This window comes from Phocaeicola faecium, from assembly GCF_014837055.1.
Taxonomy (GTDB): domain Bacteria; phylum Bacteroidota; class Bacteroidia; order Bacteroidales; family Bacteroidaceae; genus Phocaeicola; species Phocaeicola gallinarum.
This window is the reverse complement of the sequence record NZ_JACSPQ010000010.1, coordinates 119,067-138,885: the sequence shown is the minus strand read 5'-3', so window position 1 is coordinate 138,885 and position 19,819 is coordinate 119,067. Positions and strand designations below refer to the sequence as shown.

The window sequence follows — 19,819 nt, the reverse complement described above, 5'->3', positions numbered from 1 at the left end:
TTATCGGTTTAGAGATTTAAAAAATTAGAAAGGATGCGTTCGCCTACCTTCCCGCTCTTTTCGGGATGAAACTGCGTGGCATAGAAATTATCTTTATGCAACGCTGCGCTGAAAGGCAGGATATAATCGGTTACGGCTGCCGTATGGACATTCACCGGAACGTAGTAACTGTGTACGAAATAAACGAACTCTTCTTTCCCGAACCCCCGAAACAGCGGGCTGCATGTCTGCCCTATCGTGTTCCATCCCATGTGAGGCACTTTATCCTCATGCTTCTTCGGGAGGAAACGGCACACATCGGTATCGAAAATACCCAGACAGTCGGTATCTCCCTCTTCCGAATGGCGGCACATGAGCTGCATCCCCAAACAGATGCCCAGTACGGGTTGTTTCAAGTCTTTTATAAAAAGGTCAAGTCCGTTTGCCCGCAAGTGGTTCATGGTGGTTTCCGCCTCGCCCACTCCGGGAAAAATAATCTTGTCAGCCTTCAGCAACAGTTCCTTGTCCGATGTAATGACAGGCTCCACTCCGAGCCGCCTCAACGCATAGTCAACCGAAAAAAGGTTGCCGGCGTTATATTTGATAATAGCTACTTGCATTCCGTCAATTCATTTTTTGCAAAAATAACGAATTATACGTTCACACCAAGAATCTGTAACAAAAAGTTTCCTTTCAGCCGTTCTTGGCTTCGTAATTCTTAAAATTCCCCGTTATCAGGTTTTCGCTTTCGGGGTTCAGCTCGATGGCTCGCTTCAGGTCGGCAGCGGCTTTTTCCTTATCGCCTTTCAGCAAATAAACACGTCCGCGCTCCTGATACAGGCGAGCGTTATCTTCCATCAGTTCCATCGCTTCGGTATACGTATCAATCGCCTTGTCAAAGTCTTTTTGCAAGAGGAATATCCCTGCCTTCAGCAAGTAACCTTCTTCGTGGAAAGGATTCAGCGATATTACGTGGTCGATGCCTTGCAATGCCGCCTCCACATTACCCAACGCCGCGTCTATTTTTCCGTTCAGCAACAGAGCTTCTTCACTGTCGGGGCTCAGTTGCAGCACTTTCTGTATGTCTTCTTTCGCATCTTTCGCCTGACGCATCTCCCACAAGATTTCGGCGCGCAGCAGGTAGGCGTTGATAAACCCGTCATCCTGCACGAGGGCTTTGGTCAGCAGCACAACTGCCTGCAAGTCGTTTTTCAATCCTTTAGCGGCACGTGCCGACTGGTAATACACGGTGGCGTTTTTGTCGTCTAAGGCAAGCGCTTTCTGGCAAACATCGTTCATGGTTGCATAGTCTTCCTGCATATAACATACGTTGGCAAGCGCCAGCCATGCACTCAGGTTCGTAGCGTCTTTTACAGTCAGCCGCTCCAACGTGTGGCGGGCGTCTTCCAAATGTCCCGTCTGCAAATAGGCGTTTGCCAGCAGCCCCAGAGTTTCCGGTTCGTCGTTCAGCGCAACGGCACTCTCGAAACATTTAATGGCGTAGGCAAGTTGCCCCATGTTCCGTGCGCGAATCCCATCGTATTTTAGTATTTCAAAATTTTTCTCGTCTTGTCCGGTCTGATTTCCATCTGTTTTGCTTCCCCCGAACAGGGATGATAATAAACCCATAATAATGAAGTATTTATAGTCTGTTCAAGCATTGCCCTCCACCCGTTTGCCATACCGTGAAACCGGCTGTGATTTTGCCTTGCAAAACACTACCGCAAGAAACCCTCATCCCATGCGGATAAGTTCCTCCTTTCTTCCCATAGCGTTGGTTAACGCTACGGGTAGAATTTTTCAGGTTTCAAAACCAAGCTAAGCAACATTAAAACAGGCTGTTAGTTCGTACTGCGTACAAATATACGATTTCGTGCGCACAAAGGCTTGCTCCTTGCAGCTTTTTTTGTTAAAAACATCAAAAATAAAGTATTATGTAATACAAGGTATTTAAATAAAGCATATATTTGTGCCATACAAACAATTATTGAAATACAAATGAATGTAGACAATGTAAAATCACAGATGCGTAAAGGGATGTTAGAATACTGCATTCTTTTACTGTTACACCGGGAGGCATCCTACGCTTCGGATATCATCATGAAGCTGAAAGAAGCCAAGCTGATTGTGGTAGAGGGTACGCTTTATCCGCTGCTCACCCGGTTAAAAAACGATGGACTCTTGTCGTACGAGTGGGTGGAATCGACACAGGGGCCTCCCCGCAAGTACTACCAACTGACGAAACAAGGCGAAGAATTTCTCTCCGAACTGGAAACTGCTTGGGATGACCTTTCGGATACTGTAAATCACTTAAGACAAAAACTTCTAACAGCTAACATATTATGAAAAAGACACTGACAATCAATTTGGGCGGAACCGTTTATAACATAGATGAGGATGCCTATGTTTTACTGGATAATTACCTGAATAACCTGCGCTATCATTTCCGCAAGCAGGAAGGGGCGGATGAAATTGTGCGCGACATAGAAACACGCATCGCCGAACTGTTTAACGAATGTATCCGCGACGGGAAGCAGGTGATAACGATAGAGATAGTGGAGAGCGTGATAGCCCGCATGGGTAAACCGGAAGATTTAAATGATGAGGCGGACGAGGAACAAGAGAAGAAGGATACCGACAAAAACATATCGCGCCGGCTGTTCCGTAATCCGGACGACCGCATACTGGGAGGTGTGATTTCGGGTATCTCGGCTTACTTCGGATGGGACCCCACGTGGGTGCGTATCATACTCATTGTGTTCGGATGCTTCGTTCACGGACTGATACTGGCTTACCTGATAGCTTGGATTGTCATCCCGATGGCGCAGACGGCTACCGAGAAGTTGCAGATGCGCGGCGAACCGATCAATGTAACCAACATCGGCAAGACGGTGACGAACGGATTTGAACGCGCCAACGAGTTTGCACATTCCGAAAAGCCACGCTCGTTTCTCCACCGCTTGGGCAATGCTTTTGTGGCGGTCATCGGATTCTTGCTGAAGCTGTTCCTGATACTCGTAGCCATTTGTTGCGCCCCGGCATTGTTGGTAGGGCTGATTGTTTTGTTCGCACTGCTTATGGCTGCTACAGGCATACTGGTAAGCATCCCGGCAGCTTTTTATAACACCCTGCCTTATATCGACTGGAATCTGATTGGCAACTCGCCGACTATCGCCATCACCATAGCTGTTTGCGGACTGCTGGCTATCGGTATCCCGGTGGTAGGACTGCTGCAACTCATCCTGCAAGGTTTCGGCAAGTGGAAACCCATGTCTACCTCAACAAAGATTATCCTTATCCTGCTTTGGTTTATAGCGATGGCGGTGGGAATAATATTCTTGCTTCAAGCTCCGTTTTTCGAATATTCTTATTTCCCCGCCCTATTCACTTGATGCTTTCAATTTAAAAGGTTATCTTTGCCAATACCAAACTAAAAACGAATATGACTAAGAAAATACTTTTGCTGGGTTCCGGCGAGTTAGGAAAGGAATTTACCATTGCCGCACAACGTTTGGGGCAATACATCGTAGCTTGTGATTCATACGCGGGCGCTCCTGCCATGCAGGTGGCAGACGCTTGCGAGGTGTTCAATATGTTAGACGGCGAAGCGCTCGACCGCGTTGTAGAAAAATACCATCCGGACATCATAGTCCCCGAAATCGAAGCCATACGCACCGAACGGCTTTACCATTTGGAAAAAGAGGGAATTCAGGTAGTGCCGAGTGCGCGTGCCGTTAATTTCACCATGAACCGCAAGGCTATCCGTGATTTGGCTGCCAAAGAGCTGGGACTGAAAACGGCAAAATATTTTTATGCCACTTCGTTGGAAGAGCTGAAAGAAGCGGCTGAAAAGATTGGCTATCCGTGTGTAATCAAGCCGCTGATGTCTTCATCGGGAAAAGGGCAGTCGGTAGCCAAAGGACCCGAAGACCTGCAATACTCATGGGATTACGGATGCAGCGGTAGCCGTGGCGACATCAAGGAACTGATTATCGAAGAGTTTATCCAGTTCGACAGTGAAATTACATTGCTTACTGTTACTCAGAAAAACGGGCCTACGCTGTTCTGCCCTCCTATCGGTCACGTTCAGAAGGGTGGCGATTACCGCGAAAGTTTCCAGCCTGCACACATTGCCCCCGAACATTTGGCGGAGGCACAGCGCATGGCTGCCAAAGTAACCGAGGCACTGACGGGATACGGGCTGTGGGGCGTAGAGTTTTTCCTGAGCCACGATAAGGGTGTTTACTTCTCTGAACTCTCTCCGCGTCCGCACGACACCGGCATGGTTACGCTTGCCAATACACAAAACTTAAATGAGTTTGAACTACATCTTTACGCCGTATTGGGCTTACCCATTCCGGGCATTACCCAAGAACACATCGGGGCAAGCGCTGTCATCCTGTCGCCGATAGCAAGCAAGGAAACGCCGCGCTACCGTGGCGAAGAGCTGGTTTGTTCGCAACCCAACACGTATTTGCGTATCTTCGGCAAACCGTTTACCAAACTGAACCGCCGCATGGGTGTGGTAGTTTGTTACGACAAGAACGATGGCGACCTCAACGCATTGCGCGAAAAATGTAAAAAGCTGGCTTCGAAGATAGAAGTCTATTAAACCCGGATATTGTCCTTCTTTTATTAAGACAGAAAGGCACGAGCGGCAGAAAAATGCAGTTCGTGCCTTGTTTTTTATCCTGCCGTCCGGTGTGCCGTTTTTATGTAAATTTGTTCTTTTAATACATTTATTAATCAAGCTATCAAACAATTCGCTACTTTTGTTGTTAGCAAAAAATAGAAACGAACCTTTCAAAAACAACAGAAAGGTAGCCCCTGCGTTTCGCGCAAATAAAAAACAATAAGTCTACCGGGGAAGGACTGAAACTAAAACAAACAAAAATGAAAAAGGTATTACTGACATTGATTATGGGAATGTTTGCGGTAGCAGGCTTCTCACAGCTGAGATGGGACGTGAAGTTCGGCATGAACTTTGGGAACATGACCAAGTTGGACAACTCAAAAGTATTGCCCGGATTTACAGCGGGTATAGGTATGGATTATGAGTTTAACGAACATTGGGCTTTTCAGCCGGGGCTGATGGTTACCTCTAAAGGTTTCAAATACAAATTTGAGGGAGAGAAGTTTACAGCCCGGCCGATTTACTTGGATATCCCTTTAACGGCTGCCTACAAATTCCCCATTACAGATGATGTGAAATTTGTTGTTAATGCCGGTCCTTATTTAGGTATCGGGGTAGGCGGCAAATCGAAACTGCACATTGACAATGCGAAAAGCAACAAAATGTTTGCCGACGACGGAATGAACTGGAAACGCTTCGACTTGGGTATCCAGTGGGGTGTAGGCGTAGAACTGGGCGAACACTACCTGATAAACATCACCGGACAAAACGGATTTATCACACCGTATCACTTTGACAACGATTACGATGGTGACAAACCCCGTAACATGAACTTTGCAATCGGTGTAGGATATAGATTCTGACCGTTGAGACGGCAAAAAAAGACACATTGAGTTTATGCAAAAACATAAGCGGTAAAGACAGGTAACTCTACCGTATGCGTTACCGAACACATGCGGATGCGTTAATGAAAACATCCGCATGTGTTTTTTACTTATAATCAGAAGGCTTTGGAGGGCATGATTCGTCTTCCGAAGCCTTTTTCATAGAAACGTAATAACGAATACACGGATTTGAAACACAAATTGATGACCTTTGGGCAGATTTAAATTCAACATGTATAGCTATGGAAGTTATTGCTGGAAAATACGTAGTAGAATGTTTGCCCGGAGGAGAGTATTACGCTTACCTGCTGGAGCATGAACAGTGTTTTGCTTACGGCGAAACGGTGGAAGATGCCATCGAAAACGTAGAGCTGATGGCAGAAGAATTTCTGTACGAAATCTCTTCGATGTACACGCTTGAAGACATGGCATAATGCGGTTTCTTAATCTGTAAAACTATGGAACAAAGACCTTATTACCGAACGGTGGTTTTATCGGACATCCATTTGGGAACAACCCACTCGAAAGTAAACGAAGCGAGCGACTTTTTAAGCAGCGTAGACTGTGAGCGTCTGATACTGAACGGCGACATCATCGACGGATGGAACTTACAGAAGTCGGGCGTAAAGAAGTGGAAGCCGGAGCATACGCGCTTCTTTAAAATCATTATGAACATGATGGAGAAACACGGAACAGAGGTTATCTACGTGCGGGGAAACCACGATGATTTTCTGGACAGTCTGGTTCCGCTGCGTTTCGGAAACATCCAGATAGTGAAAGACTACATGCTGGAGAGCAACGGACGTTATTACTTTGTAACCCACGGCGACGTGTTCGACCGCGTGACGACGGAAATGAAATGGCTTGCCAAGTTGGGCGACATCGGATATACGCTGCTGCTGTGGCTCAACGGACTGTATAACCGTTACCGGGTGAAACACGGAAAGCCTTACTACTCACTCTCGCAAGCCATCAAGCAGAAGGTGAAAACTGCCGTATCGTATATTTCCGACTTTGAGCGTGTGCTTGTGTCTTTCGCCCGCGCACGGGAATGCGACGGCGTTATCTGCGGACACATCCATCATCCGGAGAACAGCATGATAGACGGCATTCACTATCTGAATTCGGGCGACTGGGTAGAAACGCTTTCGGCACTGACCGAAGATAATGAGGGCAACTGGCAGGTGATGTATTACTCCGATTTTGCCCTGCGCGAATCCGGTTCCAACGTATTGGCTCTAAATATAGCATCATGAAAATATTATTCATCGTTCAGGGCGAAGGGCGGGGACATCTGACCCAAGCCATTTCGTTAGAAAAACTGTTACGCGACAACGGGCACGACGTGGTCGAGATTCTGGTGGGGAAAAGCGAAGCACGGCGGTTGCCGGGGTTCTTCGTGCGCAGCGTTCACGCACCCATCAAGCAGTTCACCAGTCCCAATTTCCTGCCCACGCAGGCAAACTGTCGCGCCAACCTGCCGCGCAGCGTGGTTTATAACCTGTTCAAGCTGCCCGAATACGCCGAAAGCGTTTACTTCATCCATCGGCGGATAAAAGAGAGCAAAGCTGACTTGGTAATTAATTTCTACGAACTGCTTACGGGGCTGACTTACTTCTTCTTCCGCCCGTCGGTTCCGCAGGTATGTATCGGACATCAGTACCTGTTCCTTCACCGCGATTTCGGGCTGCCCAAACAAAAACGTTGGAGCATGTTTCTGCTCAATCTTTTTACACGGCTTACTGCGCTGGGCGCGAAACGGAAACTAGCGTTGTCGTTCCATCCGATGGCAGACGACGGAACCATCCGCGTCATCCCTCCCCTGCTCCGGTCAGACGTATTTATACAAGAAGCCACCGAGGGAAACTATATCCACGGCTACCTGCTGAATGCGGGCTTTGCCCAAAGCGTGCGCCGCTGGCATAAGGAATACCCCGACGTTCCCCTCCACTTCTTTTGGGACAATTTTGAGGAAAACGATCCGGTAAAGAAGATAGACGATACGCTGTATTTCCACCAGTTAGACGATGTAGACTTCCTGCGCCGCATGGCGGGATGTAAAGCATACGCCAGCACCGCCGGTTTCGAATCTATCTGCGAAGCGATGTATTTAGGCAAACCTATCCTGATGGTTCCGGCACACATCGAACAAGAATGCAATGCGTTCGATGCCGTAAGAAACGGAGCGGGAGTAACCGATGAAGATTTCAACTTGGAACGCTTGCTTGCTTTCTCTGAAACTTACCGTCCCAACCCCGACTTCATGCGCTGGGCTAAATCGGCAGAACATGTAATCGTAGATGAGTTAGAATATTTCTTACCTCAAAGTCAGCCGCACCACATGTATATGGTAGAAGATTTCGTATAAACACACACCAACATATAACCAACCATTGTAACCGAGACTGTTTGATTCTGCTTATCTGCCGGCATCAGACAGTCTCTTAATTTATTACAAATTATTTGCATAATCCGATTTTTTTTACATAAATTGCCCTGCAAAACGAAACAACCTTTAAGTTATACACGATGATAACCGACACTCCCCCATCGGGCAGTTTATCCAACCGTTGCAGCGGTTGCCTACTTTCGTGCGCTTTCCGCCGGCATCTGCCGATAGCGTGACGGTATCCTCCTATTTCTAACACGAACAAATGATATTAATCACTTAATCAAAACACTATGAATAATCGAATTACTCAAATCTACAAACAGCGTTACCTATCAGAGTTTCAAAACATATTTATCATATTTTGGGTTATAGACTTAGTAGACGGAGTTGACTACGGATTCCAAAGCGACATGTTCTTCTATGCAATAATATTCACAACTGTAGTCAGTTTTTTACTATTAATAATCTATGCAACCCAAAAAGTACGAAACGACAAACTTTTCTACGGGAAAGTAACCCCGTGGGTAGAAGTAACAGAACCGACAGGCTACATCAAAACGAAAAAAACGTTGGCACGCTGGAAAGTAACCTACTATTTGTCGCTCTACGCCGTAATGCCTGCCATCCTTTTTTACCTATATTATCAAGGCAGCCCTTACGAGGAACTTTTACATGGAATCGTAACAACGATATTCATGATATGGCTGATCGCCGGATTTGTTCTTTTCTTCAATGGGGATGAAGATGCTTAAAACAATACACCATACGAATGAGAGCCTGTTAAACCCGAAACCTAATGATTTAGGCTTAACAGGCTCTTAAAAACAGAAAAAAGGGAGATTTTGAAATCCTTTTGTAACATAAAATGCTTTTCTTTGCAAAAAAGTACGAATTTGTTATGGTACAGAAGAAAAAACAAGAGACTTATTACCTTGAAAGGGATATCAGTTGGATGTATTTCAACCGACGTATTTTGCAGGAAGCCACACGCACTCACGTGCCTTTATTGGAGCGTATGTCTTTTTTAGGCATTTACTCGAATAACTTGGATGAATTTTTCAGAGTACGCATGGCTACCCAAAACCGCATAGCCGAATGTGGCGACCGTGCGGCCTCGCACGAAAGAGAACATGCGATGAAGCTCATCAAGCAAATCAACAAGCTGAACTCCGGCTACATGAAAGAGTATGAAGCCACGGTTCATCAGATTACGCAGGAATTACGGAAAGAAAACATTTACCAAATCACAGATAGCGAGATTACTCCCGAACAGTTGGAGTTTATCCGTTCGTACTACAAAAAGAACCTGAGCGGACTGATGATTCCGGTGTGGTTTTCGGCGGTCAAACTGCTCGACAGTGAAAACGATGAAAATATCTATCTGGCAGTAAAAGTTAGCCGGAAATCGCCTAAAGCTCAATCGGACTATGCGTTTATGGAACTTCCCGTCAACGTATGCGGACGCTTCGTGCGGCTTCCGGATTCGGATGGAAAGAGTTACCTGATGTACTTGGATGACGTAGTGCGCTGCTGCCTGCCGTTAGTATTCGAAGGCTTGGGCTACACCGAGTTTGAAGCCTACGCCTTTAAGTTTACACGCGATGCGGAAATGGAAATCGACAATGACCTGCGCACGGGTACGCTTCAGAAGATATCGAAAGGCGTAAAGAGCCGCAAACGGGGCGAACCGCTGCGTGTATTATACGACAGTGAGATGCCGAAAGACCTGCTGAGACGTGTATTGAAGAAATTAGATTTGGATACGCTGGACACGGTATTAGAAAGCGGACGTTATCAGAACCATAAAGACTTGATGCGTTTCCCCGACTGCGGACATACGGATTTGAAATATCCGGCGTGGACTCCTATCTTGAAGAAAGAGCTGGACGGCCCGGACAGTATCTTAGAAAAGATTCGCCAGCAAGACCGTTTCATCCACGTGCCTTACCATAATTTCGACTCTTTCATCCGGGTTCTTCAGGAGGCGGCTGTAAGCAAACAAGTGCAAAGCGTGAAGATAACGCTGTATCGGTTGGCTAAAGAATCGAAAGTAGTCAAGGCGTTGATAGCTGCGGCACGCAACGGAAAGAAAGTCACGGTTGTCATCGAACTGTTGGCACGCTTCGACGAGGCTTCCAACATCAACTGGTCTAAGAAGATGCAAGATGCAGGTATCAAAGTAATTTTCGGCGTAGAGGGATTGAAAGTCCACTCAAAGATTACCCACATCGGCATGAAAAAAGGTCCGGACATAGCCTGCATCAGTACCGGAAACTTCCACGAAGGAAATGCGCGCATGTACACCGACTGTGTATTGATGACCGCACTCCCCCAATTAGTAAGAGAAGTAGATTCGGTATTCGATTTCATCGAACGTCCTTACAGTCCGGTACGCTTTAAGAACCTGCTTGTTTCGCCCAACGAAATGAAGAAGAAGTTCATTGCGCTAATCAACGACGAAATAAAGAATAAAAAAGCAGGCAAACCGGCATATATCAAAATAAAAATCAACCACATCACCGACCCTATCATGGTAGAAAAGCTATATGAAGCATCGCGGGCGGGGGTAGACATTGATTTGTTGGTACGCGGCAACTGTTCGCTGGTAACGGGCATCGAAGGAGTGAGCGACCACATTCGCATCCGGGGAATCATAGACCGATACTTGGAACATTCGCGCATCTTCATCTTCGCGGCAGGAGGTGAAGAGAAAATATTTATCGGCTCGGCAGACTGGATGCCGCGGAACTTAGACCACCGCATCGAGGTGGTAACTCCGGTATTCGACCCGGCGATAAAGGGCGAAATGAAACGAATCGTAGAATACGGGCTGAACGATACACTTCAGGGACGCATCGTAGACGGCAAAGGAGAAAACCAATTCCAAGACATCGGCGAGAATCCCCCGTTCCGTTCACAAGAAGCATTATACGATTATTATTTAGCAGAAAACGCCGGTACAGGCGAATAATCATATAAAACTACAAAACATTATGGCAAAAGATAAAGAGGATTCAGCAACGTATGCAGCCATTGACATCGGTTCGAATGCTGTCCGGTTGCTGATAAAACGAATGTCAGAGAAAGACGGAGAAATCCGCTCTTCAAAAGAAATTTTATTACGTGTTCCGTTACGCTTGGGATTTGATGTTTTTGCGAAAGGCGAAATATCAGAAAAGAAAGAAAAAAACATGATTCGCCTGATGAAAGCGTATAGCAACCTGATGGAGATTTACGGCGTGAAATACTGCCGTGCATGTGCCACGTCTGCCATGCGTGATGCCCAAAACGGAAAAGACATTATAAAACGTATTGAGAAGAAAACAGGCATCCAAATAGAGATAATCGACGGACAAGAAGAAGCGAAGATTATCTATAACAACCATCTGGAGTGCATGGAAGACCGCAAGGGAAATTACATTTATGTAGATGTGGGCGGTGGCAGTACGGAAATCAACCTGCTGTCGCAAGGTGAACTGATGTGCAGCCGTTCTTACAACATCGGTACAGTACGTATTCTGAACAATGCGGTAAAAGAAAAAGAATGGGAAAGACTGAAGAAAGACATGGCAGAGTTGGCGCAGTCGTACCCGCAAACCAACATCATCGGTTCAGGAGGAAACATCAACAAGCTGTACCGCTTGGCAGAAAAAAAAGAAAAGAAACAACTGCGCATGTTGGTGACTACGCTCAGTGCCCTGCATGAAGACCTGAAATCATTGTCGGTAGAAGAACGTATGGAAAAATACAGCCTGAAACCCGACCGTGCAGACGTAATCGTTCCGGCAGGAGAAATCTTTCTGACCATAGCCAACATTATCGGGGCTACGTATATTTACGTCCCGGTAATCGGTTTGTCTGATGGCATCATCGACGACCTCTATGCGCGCAACAAAGCAACACTCACAGCAGAATAGTTTCTTACAATACCACGATAAAAAAAGACTGTCATCTCAGGATTTTGAAATGACAGTCTTTCTTTTGCTTAATCTTTAACTTATATTCATCGCAATAAAAAAAGCGCATAAATGCGCTTGTCGAGCCGAAAGCGGGACTCGAACCCGCGACTTACTCATTACGAATGAGTTACTCTACCAACTGAGTTATTTCGGCAATCTTTTCTTCTGAAAAGCGATGCAAAGATACGGCTTTATTTGAATATACAAAACGAATTTGAGTATTTTTTCTAAGAGCCTGTTTAAATTTTGCTCTGCCTCAGTTTGAGAATTGTTTTCGAGGATGTTTTTCGGCTTTTACGAGGAGGATAGCGGGCTATCTGACGAGTAAAAACGGGGAAACAGACCGGAAACAAACTCAAAAAGGGGCGGATAAAAATACTTAATCGGAAAATTTAAACAGGCTCTAAAAAATCAATAGAACTCAGGGATACAAATGAAGGCTGTCTGAAAATGAACATTCATTTCAAAACAGCCTTTGTTCTTTATTTTATCTCAATGATATATCCGCCACGGAACACCTCGCCGGGAGCAAGATGTTGTATCCAGTCTTTATCTTTGAACTCTCCCGTATATCCATGACGGTCGCAACGACCGTACCACGGTTCGATGCAAACAAACGGGGCATTTTTACCGGGAGGAGACCATAATCCGACTACCGGCGCATCGAAATACAGGCTCAAGCAAGGTTGCTTGTCGTTATCGTAAAGCGTCACTTCTTTTACCTGACTGTCTTCCAGTATCAGTGCATCGCGGTCGAATGTATGTATGTCAATAGGAAGCAGCCCGTCTGCATCAAGCATAAGCGGATAGGATTTCGACGTGTCTGCACAACCTTTTTCGGCGATAAGCAAATATCTTAAACTTTCTTTACAGTCGAAACCGAAAAAGCCTCTGCGATTTTCCGTGGGGTTGAAACCCGGATAATAAAACGCCGGATGCGCTCCTATCTGGAAATAAATATCTTCATCCGAGGGGTTGCTTACTTGCCACATTACCCGGATTCTGTTTCCTTCCAAGCGGTAACCTATTTCCAGACAGAACGGATAGGGATATTTCTCACGAGTTTCCTCGTTATCGGAAAGGCGGAAACGAATTTCATCGGCTGTTTCGGAAATCAACTCGAAATCCATGTCGCGGGCAAACCCATGCTGGGTAAGATTAAAAGAGCGGTTGTTTACAGAATAAGTATTCTGCCATACACTTCCCACGATGGGAAACAGTACCGGAGAATGGCGTTTCCAGAAAGCCGGATCAGCCTGCCAAAGATACTCTTTGCCGTTACAGACAATGCTGCACAGTTCGGCGCCATGCGGAGAAACCTGAATGGTAAGACGGGAATTGGATAATGTCTTCATAACGAATCTTTTTAAGTTGTGTTTTCTGATACAAATTTAATCTTTTTGCGCGAATATCCAAGCCGTTTTGTTTTCATAAACACATGCGGATGCGCTTATGAGAACATGCGGAAGCGTTGAGTAACACATGCGGATGCGTCGGACAACACATGCGGAAGCGTTCAGGCGGGGTAATCGGCGGGATGTAAACGGATAAAAAACAAGCCTTTAAACATTTCCCGAACCTGCGGGAAACATTTAAAGGCTTGTTTCATGCCCTGAGTGTGCAGGATTTTTATTTCAATCGTGCCAAAGTTTCTTTGATGCGGCGCATTGCCTCAACGATATTCTCGTCGGAAGTGGCATAACTCATACGGATGCACTCCGGTGCACCGAAGGACGTACCTCCAACACAAGCCACATGGCCTACTTCAAGCAAGTACATAGCCAAATCATCGGCATTGGCAATTACGCGGTCGCCATCTTTCTTTCCAAAGAATGAATCGCATTTCGGGAAGAGGTAGAAAGCTCCCTGCGGAACGTTTACTTCAAATCCCGGAATTTCCTTTGCCAGCTTCACAATCAAATCGCGGCGGCGTTCGAAAGCCTTGCGCATTTCTTCTACCGGAGCCTGTGTACCCGTATAGGCAGCTTCGGCTGCTTTTTGTGATACCGAGCAAGGGCCGGAGGTATATTGTCCCTGAAGTTTGTTTACTCCTTTCACAATCCATTCGGGAGCGGCGATGAATCCGATACGCCATCCGGTCATGGCGTATGCTTTTGACACACCGTTTACGATGACCACACGGTCTTTTATTTCAGCAAACTGCGCGATGCTCTGGTGTTTTCCGATGTAGTTGATGTGTTCATAAATTTCATCGGCTATCACAATGACACGTTCGTGTTTAGCCAACACGTCGGCAAGCCCTTTCAGTTCTTCCTGCGTATAAACCGAGCCGGTAGGGTTAGACGGAGAACACAATATCAGCGCACGGGTTTTCGGCGTAATGGCTGCTTCCAACTGTGCAGGAGTAATCTTGAAGTCTTGGTCGATACCTGCACGCACAATAACCGGAGTACCTTCTGCCAGTTTCACCATTTCAGGATAGCTTACCCAATAAGGAGCGGGAACGATAACTTCGTCGCCTTTATTGACAAGTGCCATTATCGTATTGCATACAGACTGTTTGGCACCGTTCGCACAACTGATTTGGGCAGCCGTATACTCCAAACCGTTTTCGTTTTTCAGCTTTGCAACGATAGCGTTACGCAAAGCAGGATATCCAGCCACGGGCGAATAACGCGAATAGTTCTCGTCGATAGCTTTTTTGGCAGCTTCTTTAATATGGTCGGGCGTATTGAAGTCCGGTTCGCCAACACTCAAATTAATGACGTCTACACCTTGTGCTTTTAATTCACTACTCTTTTGTGACATAGCCAATGTTGCCGAAGGCGACAGGCTATTTAAACGGTCTGAAAGTTGATTCATTGTTTTCGCTTGTTTAGGTTGTTAATTTCCTGCAAAAGAAATCATTTTCTGTCACATATAAAAACATTTTAAGAAAATTGTCATTTTCCTTCCAAGCACCTCCCGACAAGGCATAAAAAAACGGCTCTTATGCTACATCTCCAAGCAGATGACACATAAGAGCCGTCCGAATTAATATTCTTTATTTACGGTCGCCTAAAATACGCAGCAAGTAAATGAACAGGTTGATGAAATCGAGATACAGAGTCAAGGCTCCCATAAGGGCTATTTTCTGTGTCGTTTCGTTTACCTCTATGTCATCGCCACCAAGCAATTGCTTGATTTTCTGCGAATCGTAAGCTGTAAGTCCTACAAACAGCAACACGCCCACATAAGAGATAATCATATCCATCATAGAGTTCTGCAAAAAGAGATTCACCACCGAAGCGATGATAAGCCCGATGACTCCCATGATGCAAAGACTTCCGATGCGTGTCAGGTCTTTTTTCGTTACATAGCCAAACAGCGCCATCGCACCAAAGGTTCCCGCCGTAACAAAGAAGGTGGTAGCGATAGAGCTAAGCGTGTAAACCATGAACAGTATCGACATGGTTACGCCGTTTAACACCGAATAAGCGATGAAAAGCAGGGTAGCCGTAGTAAAGCTGATGCGGTTGATGCGTGCAGACATATACATCACAAGCCCTAATTCGGCTATAAGGATTCCCCAAAACATGATGCTGTTTTGAGCTATCATCGAAATAAGCGCGTACGATTTTGCCACATACATAGCCACAAATCCGGTAATAACCAGCGCGAGAGTCATCCAAAGATATACGCTACGAAACAAAGCAGTCTGTGCCGCTTTTGCCGCATAATTTCTTACTAAATTGTTTGTTTCCATAAAGCGATGTTTTATTTATTAAAATGTAATGTATGCCCCATACGGTCTTTCTTGGTATGCAGATAACGTTCGTTATAAGGATTAGGCGTTACTTCGATGGGAACATTCTCCACGATTTCCAAACCGTAAGCCTCCAGTCCCACGCGCTTCACCGGGTTATTGGTTAATAGGCGCATTTTATGAATGCCTATTTCGCGCAATATTTGAGCACCTACACCGTAATCTCGCTCGTCTGCCTGATGTCCCAAACAGATGTTGGCATCTACCGTGTCCATCCCTTCTTCCTGCAACTTATAGGCTTTCATTTTTTCCATCAGCCCGATGCCTCTTCCTTCTTGGTTCAGATATACTACCGCTCCCTTTCCTTCACGCTCTATCTGCTGCATGGCGCGGTGAAGCTGTTCGCCGCAATCGCAACGCATTGACCCGAAGATATCACCGGTTGCGCATGAAGAATGTACCCGTACCAATACAGGTTCATTTGCTTCGAACGTACCTTTTATCAGCGCCACGTGTTCCAAGCCATTGCTTTTCTGACGGAAAGGAATCAACCGGAAGTGACCGTAAGCAGTGGGCATGTCAACCTCTACCCCACGTTCAACCAGCGATTCTTGTTTCAACCGATACGCTATCAGGTCGGCAATCGAAATCAATTTAAGTCCGTATTCGTCTGCCAGCTTTCTCAATTCAGGCAAACGTGCCATCGTACCGTCTTCGTTCATCACTTCCATCAGAGCCGCAGCCGGATAAAGCCCAGCCAAACGAGCCATGTCTACGCAGGCTTCGGTATGTCCGGCGCGCCGAAGCACCCCTTTTTCCTGTGCATACAGCGGATTGATGTGTCCGGGACGTCCAAAGGTTTCAGGTGTCGAAGCCGGGTCAGCAAGCGCACGAATGGTTGCAGCACGGTCGGCAGCCGAAACTCCGGTAGTACAGCCTTCCAGTTTATCCACAGTAACCGTAAACGGAGTTCCCAGCACAGATGTATTATTAGATACCTGATGAGGCAGGTCGAGTTCTTCACAACGCGAAAGAGTGATAGGAGCGCAGAGTACCCCCCGGGCATGTTTCAGCATAAAGTTGACCTTTTCGGGAGTGATCAGTTCGGCTGCCACCACCAAGTCTCCTTCATTTTCGCGATCTTCATCGTCTACTATGATTACAAATTCTCCTTTACGAAAATCCTCGATAGCTTCTTCGATGGTATTCAGTTTGACTTTTTCCATAATTTCTGTTCTTCTATTTTATTATTGTTGTTTATCATTATCATATATGTCTCTTATTCTGTTCTGTACATCGCGACTGGTCTTCACGATAACTTTCAAGTCTTTATCCAACCTTACACGATAACGCCAGATATTAAGCCATATCAGCAACCCGGCAGGAATAACCAAGCCACACAAAGCGTTCAGCCAGCGATTGTCGAACAAGCTCTTATGAGCTTTAACCGACAAGAACGGATAATTGTTCAAGTAATTCAGCAGAATGGTGTCTTTCGTATTCGAAAGTTCTTCTACCAGCCCTTCCATCTGCTGACTTATCCCGGCAATAACATCGTCGTGTTCGTTATTTGTAAATACACGGAAATAATTGGGCGGCCCTAACAGCTTGTGTGTCCGGGCATAATCCTCACACTCTCCGATAAGCGTATCAAGCAGAAGCACGTCGTTCGCATAATCAGGAGTATGGATAATAACTTCTTTCTTAAACAAATGGCGCGACAAGCGAAGTCCCAACAGTTTACGGAAGAAGGCGGCATATACATCAATATTAAATACGACAGAATCTTTATTCGACTTGTAAGTAAGGAAAGCTCCCAAAGGTGCCAGCACAAGGGTACTCATCCATGTTCCCAACACCACATTCATCTCACCGCTCCGCCCTACACGAGTTGCTCCGGAGTCAATAATGTAATAAAGAACGAATATCAGGACAGATATTACAACCGGCATTCCCAATCCACCTTTACGGATAATTGCACCCAACGGAGCCCCAATAAAAAAGAAAATAATACATGCCAGCGAAAGCGTTATCTTTTTATGCCAATCAGATTTATGACGAAGAATATTGTTGTCGGCATCACGAGTCATGAACGTTTTCATATTCCATTCAGACAATAAAGAAGAAATACGCCGTTCCGTATCGGTCAGCACCTTCAGCTTCTCGGCAGAAGGCAATGAATTAAACACACTGTCTGTATTAATCATTGTCAGCTTCGCTTTTTCCGCCTTAATAGAATCCACACGGTTCATCACAGGCTGCCTGTAAGTGGTTTGCATCATATCTTTGTGCATGGCGCGTCCCACACTGTCTACATACGTACTCAGCGAGTCGATAGCTTGTGAAATTTCACGCATGTTTTTGATGTCTGAACGCTGGTTCAGGAAATTTCCGTCTACCGTTTCAAAGTTCGTATCAAAATCAATCAGCGTATGCTTTTCGCGGAACGACTCACGGCGGTAAGGAACATTTCGGGAGATAACCGACTGCGAACGCAAGTTTTCAAACTGCTCGCCGTTATACAGATGCAGATAAAGGTGCTTTTTATCGGCAGTCAGCTCCAAGCTGCCTTCTTCGCCCCAAATAATATGAGCGTTTTCAAATCCGTCCGAGAAGTTATATATCAAAATATCTTTCAGCATTCCCGTCTCACGGTCTTTATGCTTCACATAGATGTTATAACCTTCTATATCGCTGTAAAAAACCCCCTCCGGTATGTCAACTTCAGGAGAGGCCTGCTTGATAGAAACCAGCAGCGTCCATAAGTCTTTCTGGGCCTTCGGACCGATGATATTTTGGAAGTAGAAAGAGACAACACCTAAAAAGACACAAAACAACACGACAGGGCGCATGATGCGCAGCAAAGGAATACCCGCCGCTTTCATGGAAAGCAATTCGTAACGCTCTCCAAAATTACCAAACGTCATAAGTGCCGCCAGCAAGATAGCCAACGGCAGAGACAGCGGAATCAATGTCAGTGCCGAGAGGAAAAAGAACTGAGCAAGTACGTCCATCTCCAACCCTTTTCCTACCAGCTCGTCTACATATCTCCACAAAAACTGCATCATGAAGATAAACAAACAGATAAAAAAAGTCCCGGCAAAGAGCAATAAGAAACTCTTTAAGACAAATATATCAAGTTTTTTTATGCGTAGCATTCTTTTGTTTAATTATCAGGATGCAAAAGTAGCACAAAAAACGGAGAGGAAAGGCATGTTTTGTATATTTTTAGAGTTATAAACCAAACACGCGACGTAACATCTCGATTTGCGAATCCCACAAATTACGCACATCTTCCTCTTCATCTGCCTCTGCAAAGTCTGTCACTTCCAGCAAGTGGTCGGTAGTCAGTTCGTTATAATACATTTTTAATTCAAAATAAGTCCGGGGCTCATCATCCATCCAGTGGAAACGGATAAACGACTCATAACGCATATTGATGATTTCAGCATTGCGAACCTCACTTTTTCCCCATCGGAATGTATATATTTTCCCGCTTTTAGAAACTTCGTCGGCGAACCAACGCTGTAATCCGGCAGGAGTACTGATAGCCGACCATATAATTGTTCCCGAAGAAGGATTTAACGGATATTCGATTCGTATCTTACGTTTCATAATTGTTTTCCATTTGCATTATTAAGTAACGGCGGCAAATTAAAAGATTTTTTCGCTTACTCACTATATAAAAAACTATTTTTTTGCGTTGTTGCCTTTTTTTTCATACTTCTGCCTGCCAAGAGCCTGTTTTAATGCCCCGATAAGGTAATCTCCATTCCACAAGCAAATCAGTCTTCTCGTATAAAATTGTGAATTATATTCACAACGGACATAAACCGGGTCCGGTTTTGTCATCCAAACAATATCCGTATCACCCTGCCTTTCTTTTTCAGAAGACTGTTTTCCAAACGTGTTTCAAAGAAACATTTTCACACTTGCCTTACCGGTTTATCGGCTTAAATCAGCCACGCCGTCAAACAAAACTCAAAAAACTTTGCAAAAAAGCAACGAGGGTGTTGCGTAATTCAAAAAGTTGACTTACCTTTGCACCCGCAATCGTGAAACGATGGCGGGATAGCTCAGCTGGTTAGAGCGCATGATTCATAATCATGAGGTCACCGGTTCAATCCCGGTTCCCGCTACTAAGAAACGATTTTTGCCGTTGGGTGGCTTCCACGCCCGGCGGTTTTTAAAACGATGGCGGGATAGCTCAGCTGGTTAGAGCGCATGATTCATAATCATGAGGTCACCGGTTCAATCCCGGTTCCC

At 45.6% G+C, this 19,819-nt stretch carries 18 protein-coding genes and 2 tRNA genes; 11 read left to right on the top strand and 9 right to left on the bottom strand.

What is annotated here, in order from left to right; genetic code table 11:
• Nucleotides 1-8 precede the first annotated feature (8 nt).
• Nucleotides 9-599: an imidazole glycerol phosphate synthase subunit HisH gene (gene hisH, locus H9626_RS09860; protein ID WP_178255700.1), complete on the bottom strand. Its 591-nt coding sequence runs from the start codon at nucleotides 597-599 to the stop codon at nucleotides 9-11.
• A gap of 73 nt (nucleotides 600-672) precedes the next feature.
• Entirely contained in the window at nucleotides 673-1,608 is a 936-nt protein-coding gene (locus H9626_RS09855) for a tetratricopeptide repeat protein (RefSeq protein WP_178255701.1), read from the bottom strand.
• Between the two features lie 369 nt (nucleotides 1,609-1,977).
• Here H9626_RS09855 and H9626_RS09850 point away from each other — a divergent pair, with 369 nt between their 5' ends.
• The 10 genes from H9626_RS09850 to H9626_RS09800 all read left to right on the top strand — a co-directional run bounded on the left by H9626_RS09850 (nucleotide 1,978) and on the right by H9626_RS09800 (nucleotide 11,805).
• A complete protein-coding gene (locus H9626_RS09850; RefSeq protein ID WP_178255702.1) occupies nucleotides 1,978-2,325 on the top strand; it encodes a PadR family transcriptional regulator in 348 nt (115 codons plus the stop codon).
• The gene (locus H9626_RS09845) at nucleotides 2,322-3,371 is read left to right on the top strand and encodes a PspC domain-containing protein (RefSeq protein WP_191710392.1); all 1,050 of its coding nucleotides are present in this window, start codon (nucleotides 2,322-2,324) and stop codon (nucleotides 3,369-3,371) included. Before H9626_RS09850 ends, H9626_RS09845 begins: the two co-directional genes overlap by 4 nt.
• 50 nt (nucleotides 3,372-3,421) lie before the next feature.
• Nucleotides 3,422-4,591, top strand: coding sequence for a formate-dependent phosphoribosylglycinamide formyltransferase (gene purT / locus H9626_RS09840; RefSeq protein ID WP_178255704.1), 1,170 nt, complete (start codon nucleotides 3,422-3,424; stop codon nucleotides 4,589-4,591).
• 281 nt (nucleotides 4,592-4,872) lie between these two features.
• Nucleotides 4,873-5,475 carry a porin family protein gene (locus tag H9626_RS09835; protein ID WP_178255705.1) on the top strand — a complete coding sequence of 201 codons (603 nt, stop codon included), beginning with the start codon at nucleotides 4,873-4,875 and terminating at the stop codon, nucleotides 5,473-5,475.
• Nucleotides 5,476-5,738: 263 nt separating this feature from the next.
• Nucleotides 5,739-5,930: a type II toxin-antitoxin system HicB family antitoxin gene (locus tag H9626_RS09830; RefSeq protein ID WP_178255706.1), complete on the top strand. Its 192-nt coding sequence runs from the start codon at nucleotides 5,739-5,741 to the stop codon at nucleotides 5,928-5,930.
• 24 nt (nucleotides 5,931-5,954) lie between these two features.
• On the top strand, nucleotides 5,955-6,752 hold the full coding sequence (locus H9626_RS09825) for a UDP-2,3-diacylglucosamine diphosphatase (protein WP_191710391.1): 798 nt from the start codon (nucleotides 5,955-5,957) through the stop codon (nucleotides 6,750-6,752).
• Nucleotides 6,749-7,864 carry a glycosyltransferase family protein gene (locus H9626_RS09820; RefSeq protein WP_191710390.1) on the top strand — a complete coding sequence of 372 codons (1,116 nt, stop codon included), beginning with the start codon at nucleotides 6,749-6,751 and terminating at the stop codon, nucleotides 7,862-7,864. The genes H9626_RS09825 and H9626_RS09820 overlap by 4 nt, the downstream gene beginning before the upstream one ends.
• A gap of 314 nt (nucleotides 7,865-8,178) precedes the next feature.
• Nucleotides 8,179-8,640, top strand: a complete 462-nt coding sequence (locus H9626_RS09810; protein WP_191710388.1) for a hypothetical protein — start codon at nucleotides 8,179-8,181, stop codon at nucleotides 8,638-8,640.
• Nucleotides 8,641-8,786: 146 nt separating this feature from the next.
• Nucleotides 8,787-10,859 (top strand): RNA degradosome polyphosphate kinase, encoded by a 2,073-nt coding sequence (locus H9626_RS09805; RefSeq protein ID WP_191710387.1) that lies wholly within the window; start codon nucleotides 8,787-8,789, stop codon nucleotides 10,857-10,859.
• Nucleotides 10,860-10,881: 22 nt separating this feature from the next.
• Complete coding sequence (locus H9626_RS09800) at nucleotides 10,882-11,805, top strand: Ppx/GppA phosphatase family protein (RefSeq protein ID WP_178255711.1); 924 nt, start codon at nucleotides 10,882-10,884, stop codon at nucleotides 11,803-11,805.
• Nucleotides 11,806-11,928: 123 nt separating this feature from the next.
• Here the strand turns inward: H9626_RS09800 and H9626_RS09795 are convergent.
• The 7 genes from H9626_RS09795 to H9626_RS09765 form a co-directional block, all read right to left on the bottom strand.
• Nucleotides 11,929-12,001: transfer RNA gene (locus H9626_RS09795), tRNA-Thr, on the bottom strand.
• Nucleotides 12,002-12,329: 328 nt separating this feature from the next.
• A complete protein-coding gene (locus H9626_RS09790) occupies nucleotides 12,330-13,202 on the bottom strand; it encodes an aldose 1-epimerase family protein (protein WP_191710386.1) in 873 nt (290 codons plus the stop codon).
• A 274-nt stretch (nucleotides 13,203-13,476) separates the two neighbouring features.
• The gene (locus tag H9626_RS09785) at nucleotides 13,477-14,670 is read right to left on the bottom strand and encodes a pyridoxal phosphate-dependent aminotransferase (protein WP_178257421.1); all 1,194 of its coding nucleotides are present in this window, start codon (nucleotides 14,668-14,670) and stop codon (nucleotides 13,477-13,479) included.
• A 181-nt stretch (nucleotides 14,671-14,851) separates the two neighbouring features.
• Complete coding sequence (locus H9626_RS09780; RefSeq protein WP_178257422.1) at nucleotides 14,852-15,553, bottom strand: Bax inhibitor-1/YccA family protein; 702 nt, start codon at nucleotides 15,551-15,553, stop codon at nucleotides 14,852-14,854.
• An 11-nt stretch (nucleotides 15,554-15,564) separates the two neighbouring features.
• A complete protein-coding gene (locus H9626_RS09775) occupies nucleotides 15,565-16,779 on the bottom strand; it encodes a bifunctional 3,4-dihydroxy-2-butanone-4-phosphate synthase/GTP cyclohydrolase II (protein ID WP_178257423.1) in 1,215 nt (404 codons plus the stop codon).
• Nucleotides 16,780-16,800: 21 nt separating this feature from the next.
• A complete protein-coding gene (locus H9626_RS09770; RefSeq protein WP_191710385.1) occupies nucleotides 16,801-18,711 on the bottom strand; it encodes an LptF/LptG family permease in 1,911 nt (636 codons plus the stop codon).
• 76 nt (nucleotides 18,712-18,787) lie between these two features.
• Nucleotides 18,788-19,171 (bottom strand): START-like domain-containing protein, encoded by a 384-nt coding sequence (locus tag H9626_RS09765; RefSeq protein ID WP_178257425.1) that lies wholly within the window; start codon nucleotides 19,169-19,171, stop codon nucleotides 18,788-18,790.
• A 447-nt stretch (nucleotides 19,172-19,618) separates the two neighbouring features.
• Here H9626_RS09765 and H9626_RS09760 point away from each other — a divergent pair.
• Nucleotides 19,619-19,692, top strand: a tRNA-Met gene (locus tag H9626_RS09760).
• Nucleotides 19,693-19,819: the final 127 nt, after the last annotated feature.